General features: G+C 72.2%; 12 protein-coding genes and 2 tRNA genes. 5 read left to right on the top strand and 9 right to left on the bottom strand.

Annotation, left to right across the window (positions count from 1 at the left end):
* Window positions 1-72 precede the first annotated feature (72 nt).
* Window positions 73-146: transfer RNA gene (locus GQQ92_RS01935), tRNA-Met, on the bottom strand.
* Between the two features lie 235 nt (window positions 147-381).
* Window positions 382-455 (bottom strand) — tRNA-Met (locus GQQ92_RS01930).
* A gap of 292 nt (window positions 456-747) precedes the next feature.
* Here GQQ92_RS01930 and GQQ92_RS01925 point away from each other — a divergent pair.
* Window positions 748-2,424 (top strand): glycosyl hydrolase family 18 protein, encoded by a 1,677-nt coding sequence (locus GQQ92_RS01925; protein WP_156997544.1) that lies wholly within the window; start codon window positions 748-750, stop codon window positions 2,422-2,424.
* Between the two features lie 65 nt (window positions 2,425-2,489).
* On the opposite strand, the gene GQQ92_RS01920 is transcribed toward GQQ92_RS01925, so the two are convergent.
* Both GQQ92_RS01920 and GQQ92_RS01915 read right to left on the bottom strand, forming a co-directional pair.
* Complete coding sequence (locus GQQ92_RS01920; RefSeq protein WP_331251601.1) at window positions 2,490-5,408, bottom strand: UPF0182 family membrane protein; 2,919 nt, start codon at window positions 5,406-5,408, stop codon at window positions 2,490-2,492.
* Window positions 5,409-5,511: 103 nt separating this feature from the next.
* On the bottom strand, window positions 5,512-6,693 hold the full coding sequence (locus GQQ92_RS01915; RefSeq protein WP_156997542.1) for a YlbL family protein: 1,182 nt from the start codon (window positions 6,691-6,693) through the stop codon (window positions 5,512-5,514).
* 216 nt (window positions 6,694-6,909) lie between these two features.
* Between GQQ92_RS01915 and GQQ92_RS01910 the strand changes: the two genes are divergently transcribed.
* Window positions 6,910-8,256 (top strand): zinc-dependent metalloprotease, encoded by a 1,347-nt coding sequence (locus tag GQQ92_RS01910; RefSeq protein ID WP_156998119.1) that lies wholly within the window; start codon window positions 6,910-6,912, stop codon window positions 8,254-8,256.
* A gap of 901 nt (window positions 8,257-9,157) precedes the next feature.
* On the opposite strand, the gene GQQ92_RS01905 is transcribed toward GQQ92_RS01910, so the two are convergent.
* Together GQQ92_RS01905 and nudC are read right to left on the bottom strand one after the other, a co-directional pair.
* Entirely contained in the window at window positions 9,158-10,924 is a 1,767-nt protein-coding gene (locus GQQ92_RS01905; RefSeq protein WP_372493410.1) for an ATP-dependent helicase, read from the bottom strand.
* Window positions 10,912-11,922 carry an NAD(+) diphosphatase gene (gene nudC, locus GQQ92_RS01900; RefSeq protein ID WP_156997540.1) on the bottom strand — a complete coding sequence of 337 codons (1,011 nt, stop codon included), beginning with the start codon at window positions 11,920-11,922 and terminating at the stop codon, window positions 10,912-10,914. The genes GQQ92_RS01905 and nudC overlap by 13 nt, the downstream gene beginning before the upstream one ends.
* Before the next feature lie 87 nt (window positions 11,923-12,009).
* Between nudC and GQQ92_RS01895 the strand changes: the two genes are divergently transcribed.
* The gene (locus GQQ92_RS01895) at window positions 12,010-13,305 is read left to right on the top strand and encodes a phosphotransferase (protein ID WP_156997539.1); all 1,296 of its coding nucleotides are present in this window, start codon (window positions 12,010-12,012) and stop codon (window positions 13,303-13,305) included.
* Here GQQ92_RS01895 and GQQ92_RS01890 read toward each other — a convergent pair.
* A complete protein-coding gene (locus GQQ92_RS01890) occupies window positions 13,257-16,571 on the bottom strand; it encodes a UvrD/REP family DEAD/DEAH box helicase (protein WP_232057430.1) in 3,315 nt (1,104 codons plus the stop codon). The genes GQQ92_RS01895 and GQQ92_RS01890 overlap by 49 nt on opposite strands.
* The gene (locus GQQ92_RS01885) at window positions 16,568-19,708 is read right to left on the bottom strand and encodes a UrvD/REP family ATP-dependent DNA helicase (protein WP_156997538.1); all 3,141 of its coding nucleotides are present in this window, start codon (window positions 19,706-19,708) and stop codon (window positions 16,568-16,570) included. Before GQQ92_RS01885 ends, GQQ92_RS01890 begins: the two co-directional genes overlap by 4 nt.
* Before the next feature lie 94 nt (window positions 19,709-19,802).
* Here GQQ92_RS01885 and GQQ92_RS01880 point away from each other — a divergent pair, with 94 nt between their 5' ends.
* Window positions 19,803-20,027 carry a DUF3107 domain-containing protein gene (locus GQQ92_RS01880; protein ID WP_156997537.1) on the top strand — a complete coding sequence of 75 codons (225 nt, stop codon included), beginning with the start codon at window positions 19,803-19,805 and terminating at the stop codon, window positions 20,025-20,027.
* A 1-nt stretch (window position 20,028) separates the two neighbouring features.
* Complete coding sequence (locus GQQ92_RS01875) at window positions 20,029-20,355, top strand: hypothetical protein (RefSeq protein ID WP_197738031.1); 327 nt, start codon at window positions 20,029-20,031, stop codon at window positions 20,353-20,355.
* A gap of 185 nt (window positions 20,356-20,540) precedes the next feature.
* Here GQQ92_RS01875 and GQQ92_RS01870 read toward each other — a convergent pair whose 3' ends face one another.
* Window positions 20,541-21,254, bottom strand: coding sequence for a ferritin-like fold-containing protein (locus tag GQQ92_RS01870; RefSeq protein ID WP_156997536.1), 714 nt, complete (start codon window positions 21,252-21,254; stop codon window positions 20,541-20,543).
* Window positions 21,255-21,365 lie beyond the last annotated feature (111 nt).

Here is a 21,365-nt window from a genome sequence, read left to right as displayed (position 1 = left end):
ACCCGCAACACAGCAGAGGCCGTGACCTGATCTCAGGTCACGGCCTCTGCTGCACCGCCTTCGGCGGATCGGTTGCGGGGGCAGGATTTGAACCTACGACCTCTGGGTTATGAGCCCAGCGAGCTACCGAACTGCTCCACCCCGCGCCAGGCCCTCGATCAGGGCCGCACGCTGTTGCGCTTCGTCCAGTATACGGGTGCGGTGACCCCGCTCGGACCATCGGCGATCGACCGAGCCACCTGAAGCACAGCTCTCGAAATGCAGCACAACCTCGAGATGCAGCACAACCTCGACATGCAGCACAGCCTCTGAAAACGCGAAGAAGCCGGAATCGAATGACTTCGATTCCGGCTTCTTCGTGCGATATTTCTACCGCCTCGGTTGCGGGGGCAGGATTTGAACCTACGACCTCTGGGTTATGAGCCCAGCGAGCTACCGAACTGCTCCACCCCGCGGCACAAGAGATGAATCTAGCACGGGAATCGGGCGCCATCAAATCGAGGGCGGATCGCCGGCGTCTGGATGCACCGCGAGCCAGCGGCTCGGGCCGAGGCATCCGATCGCGTTGCAGCATGCGCACACCTGGTTGCATTCGCTATGGATGCCCACCACCCTCGGCGGCGTTCCGTTGGGGTTCCCGCAGTTTAAGTAAGGACTCCTTTCGAAACCCTCGGTGGCGTTGGTACTGTCCGGGAGACCGTCAGCCCGCCCGGGCCGAACCGCCCGGCATGATCGAAGAGGATCCCCATGACCCAACGCCATCTGCTCCGCAGCGGCTCCATCGCGATCGCCGCAGCATCCGTGCTCGCGGCATCCGTCCTGACCGCGGCACCGGCGAGCGCCGCACCTGCGACAGCCGACCCCGCGCCCGCTGCGCAGCTCAACGGCTACCGCAGCGTCGGCTACTTCATGGCCGACTCCCCCGTGACGCGCGACTACCAGGTGGCCGATCTGGTGAGCACGGGCGCCATCGGCGACCTCACCCACCTCAACTACGCGTTCGGCAACGTGACGAGCGACCTGCGCTGCGACATCCTCGACCAGGCCGGCGAGGGCGACGCGCAGAACGACTTCCTCCGGCAGGTCGGCGCGGCCGACTCGGTCGACGGCGTCGCGGATGTCGCGGGCCAGCCGCTCGCGGGCAACTTCAACCAACTGCGCAAGCTCAAGCAGGTCAGCCCCGACACGAAGATCCTCGTGTCGCTCGGCGGCTGGACCTGGTCCGATCACTTCTCCGAGGCCGCGTCCACGGCCGAGGGACGCACCGCGCTCGTCGAGTCGTGCATCGACCTCTACCTGCGCGGCGACCTGCCCCTCATCGACGGCGTCGGCGGCCCCGGTGCCGCTGCGGGCATCTTCGACGGCCTCGACATCGACTGGGAGTGGCCGGTCACCGGCGGCGAGACGGCGAACGCCCGCCCCGAGGACCGCGAGAACTTCCTCCTGCTGATGGAGGAGTTCCGCGCCGAGCTCGACGTGTACGGCGCCGAGACGGGCGAGGACTACCTGCTGACGGCGTTCGCACCGGCCGGCGGCTGGAACGCCGGGCAGGGCGGATGGCTCGACCCGCGCCTGTTCGCGGCCGTCGACTTCCTCAACGTGCAGGGCTACGACTTCCACGGCGGCTGGGTGCCCAACCAGACCGGCCACCAGGGCAACCTGCACCCCGACGGCGCGCAGAACTGGGGCCTCGGACTCGACGGCGCCATGGGCATGTACGTCCACGCCGGCGCCGACCCCTCGCAGCTGAACGCGGGCCTCGCCGCCTACGGACAGGGGTGGACCGGCGTCACCGACGGCACGAAGGCGTGGACCACGGCCACCTCCTCGATCGGCACCGCGACCTACGCGAACCTGCGCACGGTCGGCAAGGCCTACTTCGACCCGAAGGTCGGCGCCTCGTGGCGCTGGGACGGCAACGACTGGTGGAGCCTGGACGACCCGACCTCGGTGAACGCGAAGGCCGAGTGGCTCGCCGCCGAAGGCTACAGCGGCGCGATGTGGTGGGACGTCACCGGCGACTACCGCAACGAGCTCGGCGGCGCCCTCGGCAGCACCCTGCGGGCTGCGACGCCCGGTCCGGGAACGGATGCCTCGTGCGCGGCGCCCTGGTACGCCACGGGCGTGTACAAGGCGGGATCGGTGGTCTCGCACAACGGTGCCGAATACCAGGCGAAGTGGTGGACCCGCAACCAGCAGCCGGGCGGCGCGAACGGCCCCTGGAAGCAGATCGGCGACTGCGGCACCGCGCCCGCCGTGCCGACGCAGGACTGCGCGCCCGCTTGGGACGCCGGCACGGCCTACACGGGCGGCAAGCTCGTCTCGCGCGCCGGGGTCAACTACACCGCGCAGTGGTGGACGAAGGGCGAGCGCCCGGGCACCGCGACGTGGGGATCGTGGACGCCGACGGGTCTCTGCGCCTGATCTCGCGTTCGAAACACCGATGGCCGGCAGCGTTCGCTGCCGGCCATCGGTCGTTCATGCGGGAATCACTCGTTGTTGGTCAGGGCCAGCATCTTGGCGATGGTCTCGGCGAGCTGCGCATCGGCAGCGCCGTACGCGGCCCAGTCGCCGTCGGCGAGCGCCGCCTGCTTCGCCTTGAGGAAGCCGGATGCCTCGCGCAGCAGTTCCTGCATCTCGGTGCTCGGCTGGTCGGTCGCCCCGTCGGTGCCGCCGTCGGTGCCCCCCTCGCCGTCGGTCTCGCCGTCGGGCGTCTCGGGCGTGGCATCGGGGTCGACCGCGTTGTCACCGGCATCCGCACCGGAATCCCCGCCGAACAGCACGTCGAGCGCGAGGTCGAGGGTGTCCTGGAACGCGATGTCGTCGCCGAACGCCACCAGCACCTTCTGCAGCAGCGGGTAGCTCGTGTTGCCCGTGGACTTCACGTAGACCGGCTGCACGTAGAGCAGGCCGCCGCCCACGGGAACCGTGAGCAGGTTGCCGTTGATGACGTCGGACTGCCCCTGCTTCAGCAGGTTCAGCGACTGCGACACGGTCGGGTCGGAGTTGAACGTGGCCTGCACCTGACCGGGGCCGGGCACGTTGTCGTCTTCGGGCAGGGTCAGCAGCCTGAGCTTGCCGTACCCCTCGGCGCGCTTGCCGTCTTCGGACCCGGCGTCGGCGTCGACCGCGAGGTACCCGCGCAGCACGTTGCGGCTCTGGTCGCCGCGCGCCTCGGGGATGAAGGTCGAGTAGAGCGAGTAGGACGGGGCATCCTGACCGGGCATCTGCATCGTCAGATAGTAGGGAGGCTGCAGCAGGGTCGTGTTCGCGCCCTCGGTCGGCTCCTTCGGCGTCGTCCAGGCGTCTTCGCGCGAGTAGAACGCGCTCGCGTCGGTCACGTGGTAGCGCCCGAGAACCGCACGCTGCATCTTGAACAGGTCGGCCGGGTAGCGGACGTGGCTGAGCAGCTCGCCCGACATCTTGCTCATCGGCTCGACGGTCGACGGGAAGACCTTCTGCCAGGTCTGGAGGATCGGGTCTTCGGTGTCCCACGCGTACAGGGTCACCGATCCGTCGTAGGCGTCGACCGTGGCCTTCACCGAATTGCGGATGTAGTTGACCTCGTCGAAGGGCAGCGTCTGCGGGAGCGTCTCGCTGTCGGCGATCGCCTCGCTCATGCTCACCTTGTTGGAGTACGGGTACTGGTCGGTGAGCGTGTAGGCGTCGACGATCCAGACGAGCTTGCCGTCGACGACCGAGGGGTACGCGTCGGAGTCGGGGGTGAGGTACGGCGCGACCTTGCGCACCCGGTCGATGGGATCGCGGTCGTAGAGGATCTGCGAGGTCGTGTTCACGGCGTCGGAGAGGAAGATCTGCTCCGACTGGAACTTGAGCGCGTAGGCGAGCTTCGTGAAGACGTTGTCGAGCTTCGGACCGCCGTCGCCCTGGAACGTGGTCTGGGTCTGCTCGTCGTTGTCGCCGCCGGCCGGGTAGTCGAGCTCGACCGGCTTCGTGCCCTCGGGCGCGCCGACGATCGAGTAGTCGGGCGAGTTCTCGCCGAAGTACACGCGCGGCTCGAACTCGCCGAGGTCGCCCGTCGAGGGGATGCCCGACTGCACGAACACCGGCTGCCCGCCCGGCGAGCGCTGGTTGCCCGCCGCCGCGACGAGGCCGTAACCGTGCGTGTAGACGATGTGGGAGTTGTACCAGGTCTCGGCGTCGCCGAGACCCGAGATCTGGAGGTCGCGCACCGCGACGACGGTGTCCTGCGTCTCGCCGTCGATCTGGTAGCGGTCGACGTCGAGCGCGTCGGGGAACTGGTAGTACTGGCGGAACTGCTCGAGCTGCCGGAACGCCGGGCTGATCACGAGCGGATCCATCAGGCGGATGTTCGCCGTGGTCTCGGCGTCGGCGCGCAGGGCTCCGGGCTCGGCGGTGGTCTGCGCCTCGAACGGGATCTCCTCGATGTCCGAGACCCCGTAGGCGTCTCGGGTGAGGTCGATGTTGCGCTGGATGTACGGGGCTTCGAGCGTTCGCGGGCTCGGGTCGACCTGGAAGCGCTGGATGACCCACGGGTACAGGGTGCCGATCAGCAGGCTCGAGACGACGAGCAGGGCGACGCCGACGAGCGGCAGGCGCCAGCGGCCGATGATCGCGGTCACCATGAACAGCACGGCGACGCCGACGGCGGCGACGGCGAGGATCTGGCGGCCGGGGATCACCGCGTTCACGTCGGTGTACGCCGCACCCGTGATGAGCGATCCGGTCTCGGTGACCGTGGCGTACTGGTCGAACCAGATGCTCACGCCCTGCAGCAGCAGGTAGAGCCCCGCCGTGATCGCGATCTGCACCCGGGCCGACTTGGAGATGACGACCTCTCGGCCGCTGATGCGGATGGCGCCGTAGAGGTAGTTCGTCGCCGCCACGAGCAGCAGCGAGAGCAGCACGACCGCCGAGGCGAACCCGATGATCGAACGGTAGAAGGGCAGCTCGAACACGAAGAACCCGAGGTCGAACCCGAACTGCGGGTCGGTCGAGCCGAACGGGGTGCGGTTCAGCCAGGTGAGCGTGAGGTCCCAGCGGCTCGACGTCGAGACGCCCGCGAAGATGCCGAGCACCACGGGGATGCCGTACATCGCGAGGCGCCGCAGCGGCTCGAAGACCTCTTGGTAACGATCGAGTTGCGAATTGAGTTTCGCGTACACCGGGCGCGTGCGATAGGCGATCTGGATCGAGGCCCACACCGGCAGGGCCATCGCGACGAACCCGATGAGGAACAGCACGGTGCGGGCGATCCACTGCGTGGTCAGCACCTCGAGGAACCCGAGCTGGTCGTACCAGAGCACGTCGGCGTAGAGGCCCACGAACACGAAGAACGCGATCACCAGCACTGCCAACACCCCGATCGTCAGGGCGATGGGCGCTCGACGGCGCGATGTCCTCGGTTCTTGCGTCTGTGCTGTCACTCTCGGCCTCTTGCTTCGGTCGGGACGGATCGAGATTCCATCCTATGTTCGCGAACCCGAGCGTCTGCCCGGAACCGTGCGCTCCGAGGACATGAGGCGCCGGTCAGTCGTCTCCGTCGGCGGTGCAGGTCGCGAAACCGGAGGTGTCCGCGTCGGCGCCGGCGGCCTCGACGATCTGGCGGGCCTGATCGAGATCGGAGACGGCGAAGACGTCGAGGCCGTCGGGCACGTTGCCGACCACCTCGTCGCAGTTCGACTCGGGTGCCAGGAACACGGTCGCGCCGGCGTCCTTCGCACCCCACAGCTTCTGACGGATGCCGCCGATGGGCCCGACCACCCCCGCCGAGTCGATCGTGCCCGTGCCCGCGACCACGTCGCCGCCCGTCATCGCGCCCGGCGTCAGCTTGTCGACGATGCCGAGCGCGAACATCATGCCGGCGCTCGGGCCGCCCACGTCGTCGAGCTGCAGCTCCACGTCGATCGGGAATTCGTAGACCATGCGCACGCCGATGCCGAGGACCGCGGTGCCGCCGTTGTCGGTCGGCGTCACCTCGACGCCCGTCTCCTCGCCGTCGCGGAGCACGGTGAGCTCGGCCGGCGACGCGGTGCCGTTCTCCTGCACGGCGGCGCGCAGCTCGTCGATGGAGAACACCTCGGTGCCGTTCACGGCCGCGATCACGTCGTCGTCTTCGAGGAGCCCGGCGGCCGGGCCGTCGTCGAGCACGCCCGAGACGGTCACCTGCCTGGGGAAGTCGTAGTCGAGCTCGACGAGCGCCGCCGCGATGGCGTCCTGCTGGGAGTCCACCATCGCCGCGGTGTTCTGCGCGTCCCGGTCCTCGTTGCTGAGCCCGGGCGGGAAGATCGCCTCGACGGGCACGACGGACTGCTGCGGGTCGAGCCAGGCGCCGAGCACCTCGAACCAGGTCGGCGTCGAACCCGGCCGGCCGACGACCGAGACGGTCAGCAGGTTCAGCTCGCCCTCGGTCGGATACGTCTGCTCGTCGGGGATCTCGATGAGCGGAAGCTCCTCGCCCTCGTGCTCGGCCGTGCCGAGGGTGTCGTAGACCGGACCAGGTCGTTCGACGACGTACGGCGTCGGGAAGAGCGCGAACGCCACGCCCACGACCGTCGCGACGATCGCCGCCCACCAGCCGACGCGCTCGCGCAGCGGCCGGTGACCGCGGCGGCCGTGCGCCGCACCGCCGTCGACGGCGTCGCCCCCGTGCGACCCGTCGGTCGCCGACGATTCGGGCAGCGGCGACCGGTCGTCGTCGAACAGGGCCATGGGTGCGTCCTTCCGAGCGGTTCGAGCCACCGCATGGTTCCGATACCCCCGCTGTTCGCGACGGGCGGACACCGGGAACGCCCAGCTTAAGGCATTTCCCAGCCAGTCGCCCTGGGCTCGACGCTACGGTTGGAGAGAACTTGACAGGAGGTGGCTCACGTGGCCGATGGGAACGAAGAGCCGAGCGGAACCAACCCCGAAGAGGAGTTCCGCGAGATGCTCCGCAACCTGCTGTCCGGGGGCGGCGACATCGACCCGGCGCAGTTGGCCGGTGCCGCCGGCCTGCCGAACGACCCCGCGAGCATGGCCGCGCTGTTCGGTCAGCTGCAGCAGGCGATGAACCAGGCCGAAGACGGCATCGACTGGAGCGTCGCCCTGCGCCAGGGCGAGCAGCGCGCGGCATCCGCTCAGGTGCAGATCACCGACGAGGAGCGCGCCCGCCTCGGCCAGGCGCTCGACGTCGCCTCCCTCTGGCTCGACGAGGCGGTCGACTTCTCGCGACTGCCCGACTCCCCCGAGCTGCTCACCCGCCGCGGCTGGGTCGCCGCGACCATGCCCATCTGGACGCAGCTCGCCGAGCCCGTGGCCCTCAGCATCTCCGACGCCCTCACCCGCGTCATGCAGGAGCAGGCGCCCGAAGAGATGCAGTCCATGATCGCGGGTGCGAGCAAGCTCATGCGCGGCATCGGCGGTGCCATGTTCGCCATGCAGCTCGGCCAGGTCGTCGGCCAGCTCTCGGGCGAGGCGGTCTCCGGCGGCGACGTCGGCATCCCGCTCCAGGCCGACGGGCGCGCGGCGCTCATCCCGCAGAACATCGCGGAGTTCGGCGCCGACCTCGACATCCCGTCGACCGAGATCGAGCTCTACCTCGCGGTGCGCGAGCTCGCGCATGCGCGCCTGTTCCGCCACGCGCGCTGGCTGCGGCTGAACCTCATCAGCGCCATCACCGCCTACGCCAGGGGCATCGAGATCGACACCGAGCGTCTCGAACGCCTCGCCGACGGCTTCGACCCGTCGAACACCGACGAGCTCCGTCGGGCGGTCGAGTCCGGTGCCCTCATCAGCCCGCGCAGCGAAGCGCAGGAGTCGGCGCTCTCGCGGCTCGAGACGATGCTCGCCCTCATCGAGGGCTGGGTCGACCAGGCGACCGCCGACGCGACCTCGCGGCTTCCGAAGTCCGACGCCATCGCCGAGACGATCCGGCGCCGTCGCGCGACCGGCGGGCCGGCGGAGTCCGCGTTCGCGACGCTCGTCGGCCTCGAGCTCCGACCCCGTCGGCTTCGCGAGGCGACGGCGCTGTGGCGCGCAGTGGGCGACGCCGTCGGCGTCGAACGACGCGACGCGCTCTGGGCGCACCCCGACCTGCTCCCCACGGCCGAGGATCTCGACGACCCCACGGGCCTCATCGCCCGCCTCACGGGCACCGTGACCGCCGGCTCCGAGGCCGACGACGACTTCGATCAGGCGCTCGAGCAGCTGCTCCGCGGTGAGACCCCGGCCGCGCCCGGTGAAGACGGCAGCGAGCCCGACGCAGGCGATCAGGGCGCACCCCCGACCGCCTGACCCGACGCGGCGTCGCAGATCGGCCTCGCCGGCCTCGCCTCCCGAGCGACGCGGAACGACCGCGGCGCCTGTGGAGAGGCGAGGAGACGACGGCGCCCGATGCGGCATGCTCGCCGCATGACCCCTCGCCTCGACCCGGCCCTGCCGCTCGTCTGGCGCACGCCCGACACCCTGCAGCTCGGCGCGGCCTCGGCGCGCGTCGTCATCGAACGGCCCGGCCCCCTCGAGATCGGGCTGCTCCAGGCGCTCAGGCACGGCGTCGAGGTCCCGACGCTCGTCACGATCGCGTCGGGCCTCGACGGCACGCCCCGACAGGTGCACGAGTTCCTCGACCGGCTCGCACCCGCCTGCGTGAGCAGGCGGGACGGGGCGGATGCCGCGGAGTCGGCCGCCGACGTCGCATCGACGGCCGGCGCGCCGGCCTCCGCCGCACCGGCCGCAACCGCACCGGCCGCCATCGAGGTCGACGGCGCCGGCGAGCTCGCCGATGCGGTCGCGACCGGCCTCCGCACGCTCGGGCACGATGCGCGAACCCCCGATCGTGCTCCGGCGACCGAGCCGACGCACGCGGCGCTCGTCGTGATCGTCGCCGACTGGGCGGTCGCACCGGTGCGGTACTTGCCGCTGATGCGGCATGACGTCCCCCATCTCGTCGTCCTCGGCGACGACGCCGGCATCCGCGTCGGGCCGCTCGTCGAGCCGGGCACCGGTGCCTGCGTGCGCTGCCTCGATCTCGCCCGGCGCGACGAGGACTCGGCATGGCCGGTGATCGCGGCGCAGCTCGCCGGGCGGCCCGCGCCCGACGACGGGCCCCGGCTGCGGTTCGAGGCCGCGATCGCCGCGGCCCGTGCCGCCGACGACTACCTCCGCAGGGGCGAGAGCCGCCTCATCGGGGCATCCGTCAGCTTCGACCGCTCCCGACTCGCCTCGCACCGTCGCGACCACGGGATGCATCCGCTGTGCGGCTGCCGAGCTCCTGGAGGAATCGCGATTCCGAACGCTCTGCCCGATGCTGCCCGCCGACCCTCGCCCAGCTCAGCGAGAGCCGTCGACGTGCCCGCGTGACTCCGACGTAGAAGAGTCGTCGTTCCTCGTCGATCGCGTCGAGGCCCTTGGCGTAGGCGATGGGCAGCATGCCCTCGGTGAGACCGACGATGTGCACCTCGTCCCACTCGAGGCCCTTCGCGGAATGCAGCGTGGCGAGCGTCACGGCGGCGACCGTCGGCTCGTGGTGCGCCTCGGCACGCGAACGCAGGTCGTCGGCGAAGGCGCGGAACGTCGTGCCGGCCGGCGCGTCGTCGACGAGCCGTGCGAGGGCGTTCAGGGACTCCCATCGGCCGCGCACCGCACCGGGGCCGTCGGGTGCCTGGGCCGTCCAGCCGAGGGAGCGCAGCACGTCGCTCACCGATTTGAAGAGCGGCTCGTTCGCGATCGTGAGGGCGGCGGCGCGCAGCGCCTGCACGGCCTGGCGCACCTCGGGTTGGTCGAAGAACCGCACCGCGCCGCGCACCCGCGACGCGACGCCGACCTCGTCGAGCGCGTGCTCGAGCATCGCCGACTGCGAGTTGACGCGCATGAGCACCGCGATCGTCTCGGGAGCGGCTCCGGCGTCGATGCTCGCACGCACCAGCGTCGCGACGCCCCGTGCCTCGGCCAGCTCGTCGGCGTAGGAGGTCACCGAAGGTTCCGCGGCGGGACGCGTCGGCCCCGCGGCATCCGTCACCGCACGCAACTGCAGGGAACCCGGTCGACCGCGCATGAGCCGGTTCGCGGCGTCGACGATCGGCTCGGTCGATCGGTAGTTGCGCTCGAGCCGCACCACGGTGGCGTCGGCGAACCGGCGGTCGAAGCCGAGGAGGTACTCGGGGGTCGCGCCCGCGAAGGAGTAGATCGTCTGGCTCGCGTCGCCGACGACGCAGAGCTCGCTCCGGTCGCCGAGCCACAGGTCGAGCAGGTGCTGCTGGGCCGGAGAGACGTCCTGGTACTCGTCGACGACGAAGTGCCGGTAGTTCTCGTGCACCTGCATGGCGACGGATGCCTCGGCCTCGACCATGCCCGAGGTCGCGAGCAGCACGTCCTCGAAGTCGAGCTGGCGGCGCTCGTCCTTCAGCCGCTCGTAGGCGGCGAGCAGATCGCGGAACTGGTCCGCGGAGAGCGAGCCCGGAGCGCCGCGCACCGCGAGCCTCGTCTCGTATGCCTCGGGCGTCATGAGGGTGACCTTGCGCCACTCGATCTCGCTCGCGACGTCCCTGAGCGTGGGCTGGTCGACGCGGAGCCTGATCGACTCGGCCGCGGCGCCGAGCATGCGGCCCTTGTACTCGAGCACGCGAGGCGCCGAACCGCCGACGACGAGCGGCCAGAAGTGGTTGAGCTGGGCGAGCGCAGCCGCGTGGAACGTGCGCACCGGCACGCCGCCGGCGCCCAGGAGTCGGAGCCGTTCCCGGAGCTCGGCCGCGGCGCGCGCGGTGAAGGTCAGCGCCATCACCCGGGCCGGATCGTAGGTGCCGGTCGAGACGCCGTAGGCGATGCGGTGCGTGATCGCCCGCGTCTTGCCGGTTCCGGCGCCGGCGAGGATGCAGACGGGGCCGAGGAGCGCCTCGGCCGCGATGCGCTGCTCGTCGTCGAGATCGGCGAGCAGCGGGTCGGAACTCGCGCTCATGCGCCCCATCCCCGCGGCGAGGATTCGATGGGCGCGCCGAACCACCGTTCGAGCAGCCAGCCGGCGATCGACGTGCGCCCGGGGAATCCGATCTCGGGCAGCGCCGCCGCGAGCTCGGCTCGCGAGAACCAGCGCAGCTCGAGGATCTCGACGCCGTCGGGCGTGACCTCGGGGGCCGGCAGCGTCGACGCCGCCCGTGCCGTGAACCCGAGCATGAGGCTCGCGGGGAACGGCCAGGGCTGCGAGCCCGCGTACTGCACGTCGTCGACGACGAGACCGGCCTCCTCGCCGATCTCGCGCACCACCGCGTGCTCGAGCGACTCCCCCGGTTCGACGAAACCGGCGAGGAGGGAGAACCGGTTCGTCTCCCACAGCGCGTTGGACCCGAGGAGCACGCGGTCCTCCGCATCCGTCACGAGCACGATGACCGCCGGGTCGGTGCGCGGGAAGAGGGATCCGCCGTCGGCCTTGCAGCGTCGGGACCAGCCCGACTCGGCCGGTTCGGTCGCCGACCCGCACCGTGGGCAGAACTGCGAGACCGCGTGCCAGTTCGCGATCGCGACGGCCTGGGTGAGGAGCGCGGCCTCGTAACCCGAGAGCTGCGTCGCCGCCTGGCGCAGACCCGCCCAACGGGACGGCTCGGGCTCGATCTGCTCGGCGCCTTGGTCGTCGAGCACCCAGGCCTCGATCGCGAAGGCCGAGGCGGATGCCGCGGCGTCCGCCTCGTCGGAGGCGTCACGCCCGAGGTAGCAGCGCACGAGCACCCGGTCGGCGCCGAGACGATCGCGCACGGCCGCCGGCGAGCGGAGGTCGAGCGCGGGCGACGCGCCCGCCTCGCCCGCCTCGCCCGTCTCGTCCTCGGCGAGCAGCGCCCGTCCCGCGTGCAGCAGCAGCACGCGGGCTTCCGCGTCGGCGTCGAAGCGCGCGGCACGATCCTCGACCGTCCGCGCGACGCCGTCGCGCTCGAGGCGCACCCGAGCCAGCGGCGGTGATGTCGAATCGCGCACAACAGGCCTCTCTCGCGTCGGGGCGGAGTCGGCGGCAAGGCGTGGCGCTCGCCCCGGCGACGGAATCACCTGCTTAAGCTGTTGGCCATGGCCAGACCCACACTCACTCTAGCCGCGTTGGCCACGGCGGCGATCCCCGGCCTCGAGGTCACCGCGGCACGCGCCCGTACCCGCCGATCCGCCGGGGCCTTCGACGCCGCCGAGCTCCACACCTCCGACGGCAGGCGACTGCTGATCCGCGTGCCCCGATCGCAGTCGGCCGAGACGGAGCAGTCGGCCGACCTGGTCGCCCTCGCGGCGATGACCGCCGGCGTCCGGTCGCGCCTGCCGTTCTCGGTTCCCATCTTCGCCGGGCAGGCGCCCATCGACGGCACCCGCGCGGTCGTGACCGACTTCCTCGACGGCGGGGTCGTGTCGGGCGACGACCTCACCGCGCACGACCGCATCGCCGAGTCCGTGGGCGCCGCGATCGCCGCGATCCACTCGCTTCCCACCGGATTCGTCGGCGATGCCGGACTCCCCCGTGAGACCGCCGACGAGTCGCGCGATGCCGTGGTCGCGCTCATCGGCCGCGCGTCCGATACCGGGCATCTCCCCGCCGCGCTGCTGCGCCGATGGGAGGAGGCCACCGACGACGCCGCCCTCTGGCGGTTCCGACCGGCCGTCGTCAACGGATCGCTCTCGCCCGACTCCTTCCTCGTCGACGAGGAGCGCGTGCTCGCCGTCATCGGCTGGTCGGCGATCGCCGTGGGCGACCCCGCACAGGACCTGCACTGGCTGCTCACCTCGCGGGGCGCCTCGGCCGAGCGCGCGCTCGAGGCCTACATCCTCGGGCGCGGCGGAGCCGCCGACGCGCTCCTTCCGCAGCGGGCGCTCCTCTACGGCGAGCTCGAGCTCGCACGCTGGCTGCTGCACGGCGTCGAGCGTCACGACGAGCGCATCATCGCCGACGCCGTCGAGATGCTCGACAACCTCGTCGCGAGCGTGCACGAGCACACCACCGAGGCGCTCTCGCCCGCGACGGGGCCGATCCTCACCGTCGACGGCGTCGAACGCCTCCTCGACGAGACGCCTCGTTCGAACGCCGACGCCTCGACACGCGAACCGGCGTCGGCGATGCTGACCGACAGCTACGACTTCTCGGACCTCGAACGCGACGAGGTCGGCGAGCGTTCGGTCTCTGCACCGGATGCCACGGCACCCATCCCCCTCGATCTGAGCGACTGGGGCGACGCCGCACCGGCGGCCGCCGAGCCGGCCCGCGCGAGCGCAGAGGCCGGGCCCGGGGCATCCGACCCGAACGCGACCGCCCCGCTGGATCAGGCGACCATCGATCAGCTCACGGCCGAGGCCCAGGCCCGCCGCAACGCGGCCTCGTCGTAGAGCTCGGTCGGCCGGATGATGCGGTCGTCCTCGACGAAGTAGAAGACCGCGTCGATCTGCTCGGCCGGAACGCCCGACCACGCCGCGTAGGCGAGGCGGTACAGCGCCAGCTGCGTCTGCTTCAGCTCGAGGTCCCGTGCGTTGCGCGGGGCGCGCCCGGTCTTCCAGTCGACGACCTGATAGCGGATGCCGCGAGCCGCGAGCTCTCCGTCGGCGGGCACCTCGTAGACGGCGTCGAGCTTGCAGACGAAGACGTGCTCGTCGATCGGCAGGTGCAGCTCGATCTCGACGGCGATAGGCCGACGATCTGCCCACTCGGACGCCTCGAACGTGGTGCGGAGCGCCCGGATGCGTTCGCGATCGGCGTCGCTCCTCGTCGTCGCGCGGGCCGGCTCGGAGCCGAGCACCTCGTCGTCCTCGAGCGCGTCGAGCGCGAAGAGCCCGTCGTCGACGCCCGCGGCCTCTGCCTCCCCGGTGGACCGGTGCTCGACCCACTCGTGGAACAGCGTGCCGAGACGCGTGGCCCGATAGGGTCGCTGCGGCATCGGCCGTCGCAGCTGCGCCGCCACGGCATCGGGGTCGTCGAGGTAGTCCTTGAATCGCGAGGCAGGGATGCGCGACGGGATCGGGGTCGGGCCCGGGCCCTCCTGCCGACGTCGGCGTTCCTCGATGAGCAGGGTCAGTTCGGCGGACAGCTGCGGGCCGATGCCGGAGCCCGTGGGGAGCCGGGCAGCGGCGTGCACGGCCTCGGCCGCGCGCTCGACGCCCGCGCGGCGGGCGCCGAGCGGGTCGAGCGGCCAGACGGCGCGGGACGCCGTGCCCGTGCGCGGGTTCTCGTCGCTCTCGGGGCCGGTCGGAAGCAGCGACGGTTCGATGACGCCGGCGATCGCGAGCTCGCGGAGGAACGGGCTCGGATGCCGGGGCGTCTTCTGCGTCGACCACCACGATCCGCTGAGCAGGAGCTCGGACCGAGTGCGGGTGACGGCGACGTAGGCGAGTCGGCGTTCCTCTTCGGCATGGCCCGCCTTGTTCTCGGCGGCGAACGCGGTGACCGCCTCGTCGAACTCGCGCTGGCTCTGCGCCCCGCGCCACCCGAGCTCGGGCAGCTCGTCTCGATCGCCCTTGAACTCGTTCGGCAGTTCGCCGAACGCGAGCCAGCCCTTCGATGAGCGGGGTTTGGACGGGATCTCGTCTTCGACCATGCGCGGCACGGCGACCGCGTCCCATTCGAGCCCCTTCGAACCGTGGATCGACAGCACCTGCACGGCTCCGGGTTCGGGGTCGTCTTGACGCGGGGAGAGGCGATCGCGCTGCTCGGCCTCGGTGAGCCAGCCGAGGAAGGCCCCGAGCGTGGGATGCTCGGCGTCGTCGGCGAATCCGGCGAGGAGTTCGTCGAAGGCCTCCAGACTCGGAAGGCCGAGCGGCTGGTCGGCGTTGGCCGTCGCCTCGATGTCGAGGAGCAGCTCCTGCTGCACGAGGTGCACGAAGTCGATGAGGCCGAGACCGGCGCGACGGCGGAGCGCCTGGAGCTGCGCCCCCGCCCTGCGCAGTCGGCCGAGTCCCGTCTCGCTGATGCCGGCGAGGGCGCGGTGGTCGTCTGGCGCCGTGAGCACGAAGTCGAGCGCGTCGACGATGGACGGCGATTCGGCGGCGTCGACGGAGGCGCGCAGCTCGCGCCGCACGTCGTCGTCGAGTCTTCGTCTCGCGAGGTCGCGGTCGACGAGCCACGCCGCGACCTGCCGCAAGCCGGCGAGGTCGGCCGGGCCGATGCGCCACCGGGCCCCCGCGAGCACGCGAATGAGCTCGGAGCCGGCGGTGGGGTCGTGCAGCACCCGCAGCGTGCAGACGAGATCGGCGACGACCGGCTGATCGAGCAGTCCGGCGAGGCCGAGCACGTGCACGGGCACACCGTGCGCACGCAGGGCGGAGGTGAACACGTCGACGTTGGCGAAGGTCCGGCAGAGCAGCGCGCCGCTCTTCGCGCCGGCGCCGCGGGCGACGTGCGCCGCGAACCAGCGGGCGACCCGGTCTGCCTCGCCCTCGATGGTCTCGGACCAGGCGACCTCGAGGTGACCGGCACCGGCGAACGGCGACGGCGCGAGCGGGGCCTTCGGGATGCCGGCATCGAGCTGGGCGATGAGCGTGTTCGCGGCGTCGAGGACGATGCGCGGATTGCGCCAGCTCGTCGACAGGTGGTAGACCGCGGCACGGCCCTGTCCGAAGTCGCGATCGAACCGGGCGAGGTTCGCGGCGCTCGCACCGCGCCACCCGTAGATCGACTGGTCGGGGTCGCCGACGGCCATCACCGGATGCCCGTCGAAGAGGGTCGCGAGCAGTCGGGTCTGCACGACGCTCGTGTCCTGGTACTCGTCGAGGAGCACGGTTCGCGATCGCTCGCGATGCTCGGCGACGACCTCGGGGTGCTCGGTGCAGATCTGCAGGGCGAGCGCGACCTGGTCGGAGAACTCGACGTACCCGCGCTCGCGTTTGGCCGCGGCGTAGGCGTCGGCGAGGTCGAGCAGCGGCGGCAGGGCGTCGACCACGCCGAGCGCGTCGACGAAGGAGGCGAAGTCGGTGCGCTTGCGGGGCGCCTCGATCGGCAGGCCGCGCATCGCGAGGAAGTCCCGCGCGAACACCCGCACGTCACGGCTGTCGGCGACGTTCTCGGCGAGGGCCCGGCTGAGCGAGAGCGTCGCCGCCGTGACCTTGTCGAGCGAGGCGTCGAGCTCGATGAGCCGGGGGTCGCTCGACGCGCTGACGACCGAGCGTGCGAGCAGCCACGCGGATGCCTCGCCGAGCACGGTCGCGTCGGGTTCGCGCCCGATGCGCATGGCGTGCTCGCGGTAGATCGCGCTGGCGAAGGAGTGGTAGGTGCTCACGGTCGCGGATTCGAGCGGATCGATCTCGAGATCGGCGATGCCCTCGGCCACGAGTTGCGCGACGCGTTCGCGCACCCGCTCGGCGAGTTCGCCCGCCGCCTTTCGCGTGAAGGTGAGCCCGAGCACCTCGGCGACGCCGACGTGCCCGTTGGCGAGCAGCCAGACGACCCGGTTGGCCATGGTCTCGGTCTTGCCGCTGCCGGCGCCGGCGACGACGATGCTCGCGCCGTGCGGATCCGCCTCGATGACGGCCTGCTGCTCTGGCGTCGGGACGTGGAGCCCGAGCCTCGTGGCGATCTCGGCGGCGCTGATCGCGACGTTCGCCCGCGCGGCCTCGGGCGCCCCGGAGCCGATCGGACCGGCCGGCGTCGGTGCTGCGCCGCTCACGCGGACACCGCCGGAACGAGGTGCACGCGGTACTGCCAGGAACCGAAGCGGGAGCGGTGGCCGAGCTCTGCCGGGCCTTGGAACTCGGCGCCGGCCATGACGCGCCCGACCTCGGCGAGACGTTCGCGGAAGGCCGTCTCGGCCTCGTCGTCGAAGGGCTGCTGGGCCCGCTCGGTGTAGGCGAGGCCCCGCGACGGCGTGGCGACGTAGACGAGCTTCGCGCCGCCGAGCGTGCCGCCGGACTCGATCGCGCCCTGCCGGGCCGCGAGCTGGTAGGCGGCGAGCTGCGGATGCCCGGCGGTCTGCGCGATGGTCGGCGGCGTGCGCCCCGTCTTGAGGTCGACGATCACGGTCGTGCCGTCGGGCGAGGCCTCGATGCGGTCGATGGTGCCCGTGATGCGCACGCGGTCGACGGTGATGGTGAAGCGCCCCTCGGCACCGAGCAGCACCTTGCGGTCGTCGGCGAAGGAGCCGAGGTATTCGGCAGCGCCCTCCGCCATGCGCCGAGCGCCGCGGCGTTCGCGCTCGGCGACCCAGCCGGCCTCGAAGCGAACCCCGTTCAGTCGGGTCTCGACCGAGGACCAGATCGTGTCGAGGCTCGTGTCGCCGTCGTCGCGGGCGCCGACCTCTTCGACGACCGCGTGCACGATGGTGCCGATCGACGCGGCGACCCCTGAGGGAGGCGAGGCGATGTGGTCGACGAACCAGCCGAGCGGCGACTCCTCGACGCGGTCGATCTGCGAGGGCGAGACCGCGACGACGGCATCGGGGTCGGCGTCGAGGTCGACGAGCGGCGCCGCGGTCGTGGGCTCGGCGAGGCCGTACCACTCGGCCGGCCCGGCGCCCGGCACGCCCTCCTCTGCCAGCCGCGCGAGCGCTGCCACGGATTCGGGGTCGCCGGCCACGGCATCGCGGCGGAGCACGCCCACCAGCTGCCGCAGGTGCAGCGGGCGTCGTCGCGGCCGCACCCGCTCCCGTGCGTAGCCCATGAGCACCGACGGCTGCTCGTCGTCGTTGGCCGTGCACGCGAGCACGACCTGCCTGCGCGCCCGCGAGGCGGCGAGCACGAACATGCGCAGCTCGTCGTCGCGCACTCCGGCACGGGCCTCGCTCGGGGCGTCGACCCCGGGCAGGGGCGAACCCGATCGCCGAGCCTGCACGGCTCGGGGCAGCAGCGCCGCGTGCAGGAGCGTGCCGCGCGGACGGAGGTTCGGCCACACGGCGTCTTGGAGGCCGGCGATGACGACCACGTCGAACTCGCGCCCCACGACGCCCTGAGGGGTCGTGACGAGCACGGTCTCGGCCGAGCGCCGCGGCGCCAGCGAGTCTTCGGGGAGTTCGCTCGCGAGCACCTCGTCGACGAACCGCACGGCCGGCGCGTCGGGCTCGCGCTCGACGAACCGGGTCGCCGCGGCGAAGAGGGAGACGGCCGCATCGAGTTGGCGGTCGGCCTCGTCGGCGAGCACCCCGGTGCCGCTCGCCTGCCTGCCCCATTCGGCGGCGAGCCCGCTGCCCTCCCAGAGCGACCAGAGCACCTCTTCGATGCTGCCGCCGGCCGTGGCGATGCCGGCGGCGGTGTCGAGGACCGCGGCGAGCTTCGCGGCCCGCCGGCCGGGCGCTGCGTCGATGGTCGCGAAGCCGCCGGGCGCGCCGAGCGCGTCGACGAGGAGCTCGTCGCCGCTGCGATCGCCGCCCGCGGCGAGCTCTTCATGTCGGAGCGCGAGGCGCAACCGGCGCAGGCCGATGCCGTCGAGCCGGCCGAGCGGCCCGGTGAGCAGCGCGACCGCGAGCTCGGCGGTCAGCGGCTCGCGGCCGAGCACGAGCGAGCAGGCGGCCAGCAGCGCAGCCGCGGCCGGGGCGTCGCGCAGCGCGAGGCCCGTCGCGACGCCCGCGGTGGGGACGTCGGCGAGGGCGAGCGCGCGCTCGATCGCGGGGACGTCGGCGCCGGAGCGCATGACGACGGCCATCTGCGACCAGGGCACGCCGTCGAGCAGGTGCCGCTCGCGCAGCAGCGACGCGACCGCGAGCGACTCGGCGGCGCTGGAGGCCGCCTCGATGCCGAGGAGCGGGGCGAGGCCGTCGGGCGCCGCGAGCTCGGGCGCGAGCCCGGCCGAGCGATGGCCGCCGCCGAGGGCGGTGCCGATGTGGTTGCGAACGCCGTCGAGCATCTCGGCGATGCCCGGGCGCCCGCGGTGCACGACGGGCAGGTCGACGCGCCGCACGGGCGCGCCGTCGAGCACCGAGGAGAGCGAGCCGAGCAGTTCGGGACGGCCGCCGCGGAATCCGTTGCTCGCGACGTCGGGATCGCCGATGGCGATGATCTGCACGCCGCACGCGGCGAACGCGGCGATGAGGGAGGCCGCCGCCTCGGTCGTCTCCTGGGCGTCGTCGACGACGAGCAGCCGCAGCCCGGCCAGCGGCCCGAGCGCCGCGGATGCCGCGGGGTCGGCGCCGCTGCGCCGCACGATCGTCGCGGCGTACGCGCCGAGCTCGGCGGAATCGAACTGATCGGGCCGCACGAGTTCTTTGACCTCGGCGTACTCGGCCATGAACGCCGCCGCGGCGACCCATTCGGGCCGGCCGGCGTCCTCGCCGAGCCGGGCGAGTTCGGCCTCGTCGACCCCGAGTTCGACCGCGCGCATGAGCAGGTCGCGCAGCTCGCTGCGGAAGCCGCGCAGCGACCGCACCTCTGCGCCGAGCGGATCGGGCCAGTCCGGGCCGAACCCGTCTCGGATGCCGCCCTCGATGAGGTCGGCGACGATGCGGTCGTGCTCGCCTCCGGTGAGCAGGGTGACGGGCGCGGCGGAGTGCGCGCGGACGAGTTGGAACGCGATCGAGTTCGCGGTGCGCGCGAGCGGGCCCCGCGTGGTGGCGGCGAGGCGCACCGCGATGCGGTCGCGGAGCGAGGTCGCCGTCGCCCTCGTGGCGCAGAGCACGAGCACCTCGTCGACGCCGTAGCCGAGCCGCTCGACCCGGTCGGCGACGAGCTCGACGGCGAGGGAGGTCTTGCCCGAGCCGGGCGCGCCGAACACGGCGACGTGCCCGCGTTCGCCGTCGAATCCGAGTTCGCCGACGAGCGCCGCAGGGGACGGCGAGACGCGGGTGTCGGGCCGCGAGGAGAGGGTGGGGCTGGGCATGGCCACACGCTAACCCGTTCCGCCGACAGTGAACGTGCGCCGGCGCCCGCGAGCCGTGTCCTAGTGTGGTCGCAAGGACAGAAAGGCCCCCACTGTGGACGTACGGATCGGCATTCAGAACTCCCCTCGCGAACTCGGCTTCGAGTCGTCTCAGTCGCCCGAGGAGGTCAAGGCCCAGGTCGCGGCGGCTCTCGCCGGCGACGCGAAGTCCCTCGAGTTCGTCGACTCGAAGGGCACGGTGTTCCTGGTTCCGGCCGCCGCTCTGGCGTACGTCGAGATCAGCGGCGTCGAGGCCCGCCGCGTCGGATTCGTCGCCTGACATGGAACTGCTCTTCGTGGTGCTCGGCGGGGCGATCCTCGGCATCGCGGCCCGCTATCTGCTGCCCCTGCGCCGCTCGCACGGCGTCATGCTGGTCCCGTCGATCGGCGCGGGCGTCGCGGCCGTCGTGTGGGTCGCGCTCACCTGGCTCGGCTGGGCATGGGACGGCGGTTGGATCTGGGCGGTCTCGCTCGTCGTGGCCGGCCTCGCCGCCGCGGCGACGGCCTACCTCATCGGGCCGCGACGCGAGCGGGCGGATGTCGCGCTCTTCGAGCGCCTGGTGCGCCCGGGCGCGAGCACGAACACGAGCGCGACCCCCGCGCGCTGAGCCGCGCGGGCCCGCCCGCGAATCGACACCGAACGGACCGCTCCCTCCTCGGAGGGCGCGGTCCGTTCGCGTCGTCGCCAGCGGTGCGCCTGCCGAGGCTCCGCCGGCGTGCGGTGCCGGCGCCGGCGCCGGGGCCCGGCATCGGTGCACGAAGGGGCGGTGCGCCAACCGGCCCGCCCGCTCGATCAGGCGGTGAGGCCGAGCGCGTCCATGCGCCGGGTGTGGTCGGCGATGAGCTCGGTGAAGATCGGCTCGACCCGTTCGTCGAGCCCGCGCGCGTCGGAGGCGCGCAGCGCCGAGCGCGCGATGAGCAGCGTGTCGCCCACGAGGCTCCGGCCCCACAGGGCGAGTCGGTCGGCGAGGCCCGGCTGCGCGGCGATGGCGCTCGCGAGTTGGGTCTCGAGCACGGTGCCCGCGCCGCCGCGGTCGAGGATGCCGCGCACGCGACGCGAGACATCGGCCGGGAGCCCGCCTGCGAGACTCGAGAAGTAGCCGTCGAGCATGCCCGACGTGATGTGGATGCCGAGCAGCAGCTCGTACCAGTCGGCGTCGGTCCAGGCGCGGCGCAGCCGATCGGTCGCGGGCGCGAAGGGCGCCATCACGTCGACGGGCTCGACGCCGGACCGCCGGAGCTCGGCGATGAGGTCGTGGTGCTTGCCGAGCGCGATGCCCGCGGCCGCGCTCAGCCCCTCTTTCGCGCCGAGGTCAGGCGCGGTGCGGACCGCGAGCGCGAGCCCCTCGAAGAACTCGAGCTGGATGTACGCGGCCTGGCCGAGGAACGGCACGGGCTCGGGCACGAGCTCGGTGAAGTCGACCTTCGTCAACTCGGTCGGCGCGACGCGGGGCCGCAGTCGCGGCGCTTCGGGACGCGCACCGCGTCGACTGATCCAGGACACCACGTGCACAGCCTATCCGAGGCGTTCGGCCGGTCTCGGTTAGGCTGGGACGTGCATGCGGGCATCGGACCCGCAGCCGTTGCGCCTGAGGAGAAGCAGGGCGCATCACTTCCG

The organism is Agromyces terreus (assembly GCF_009749465.1).
GTDB classification, from domain to species: Bacteria; Actinomycetota; Actinomycetes; order Actinomycetales; family Microbacteriaceae; genus Agromyces; species Agromyces terreus.
This window is presented reverse-complemented; position numbering and strand designations above follow the sequence as displayed.

What these genes read in the sequence shown, in the direction of transcription:
- GQQ92_RS01925 (WP_156997544.1), top strand. Translation starts at nt 748, where the DNA reads ATGACCCAACGCCATCTGCTCCGCAGCGGCTCCATCGCGATCGCCGCA.
- GQQ92_RS01915 (WP_156997542.1), bottom strand. Translation starts at nt 6,693, where the DNA reads ATGGCCCTGTTCGACGACGACCGGTCGCCGCTGCCCGAATCGTCGGCG.
- GQQ92_RS01910 (WP_156998119.1), top strand. Translation starts at nt 6,910, where the DNA reads ATGCTCCGCAACCTGCTGTCCGGGGGCGGCGACATCGACCCGGCGCAG.
- GQQ92_RS01905 (WP_372493410.1), bottom strand. Translation starts at nt 10,924, where the DNA reads ATGGGGCGCATGAGCGCGAGTTCCGACCCGCTGCTCGCCGATCTCGAC.
- GQQ92_RS01895 (WP_156997539.1), top strand. Translation starts at nt 12,010, where the DNA reads ATGGCCAGACCCACACTCACTCTAGCCGCGTTGGCCACGGCGGCGATC.
- GQQ92_RS01885 (WP_156997538.1), bottom strand. Translation starts at nt 19,708, where the DNA reads ATGCCCAGCCCCACCCTCTCCTCGCGGCCCGACACCCGCGTCTCGCCG.
- GQQ92_RS01875 (WP_197738031.1), top strand. Translation starts at nt 20,029, where the DNA reads ATGGAACTGCTCTTCGTGGTGCTCGGCGGGGCGATCCTCGGCATCGCG.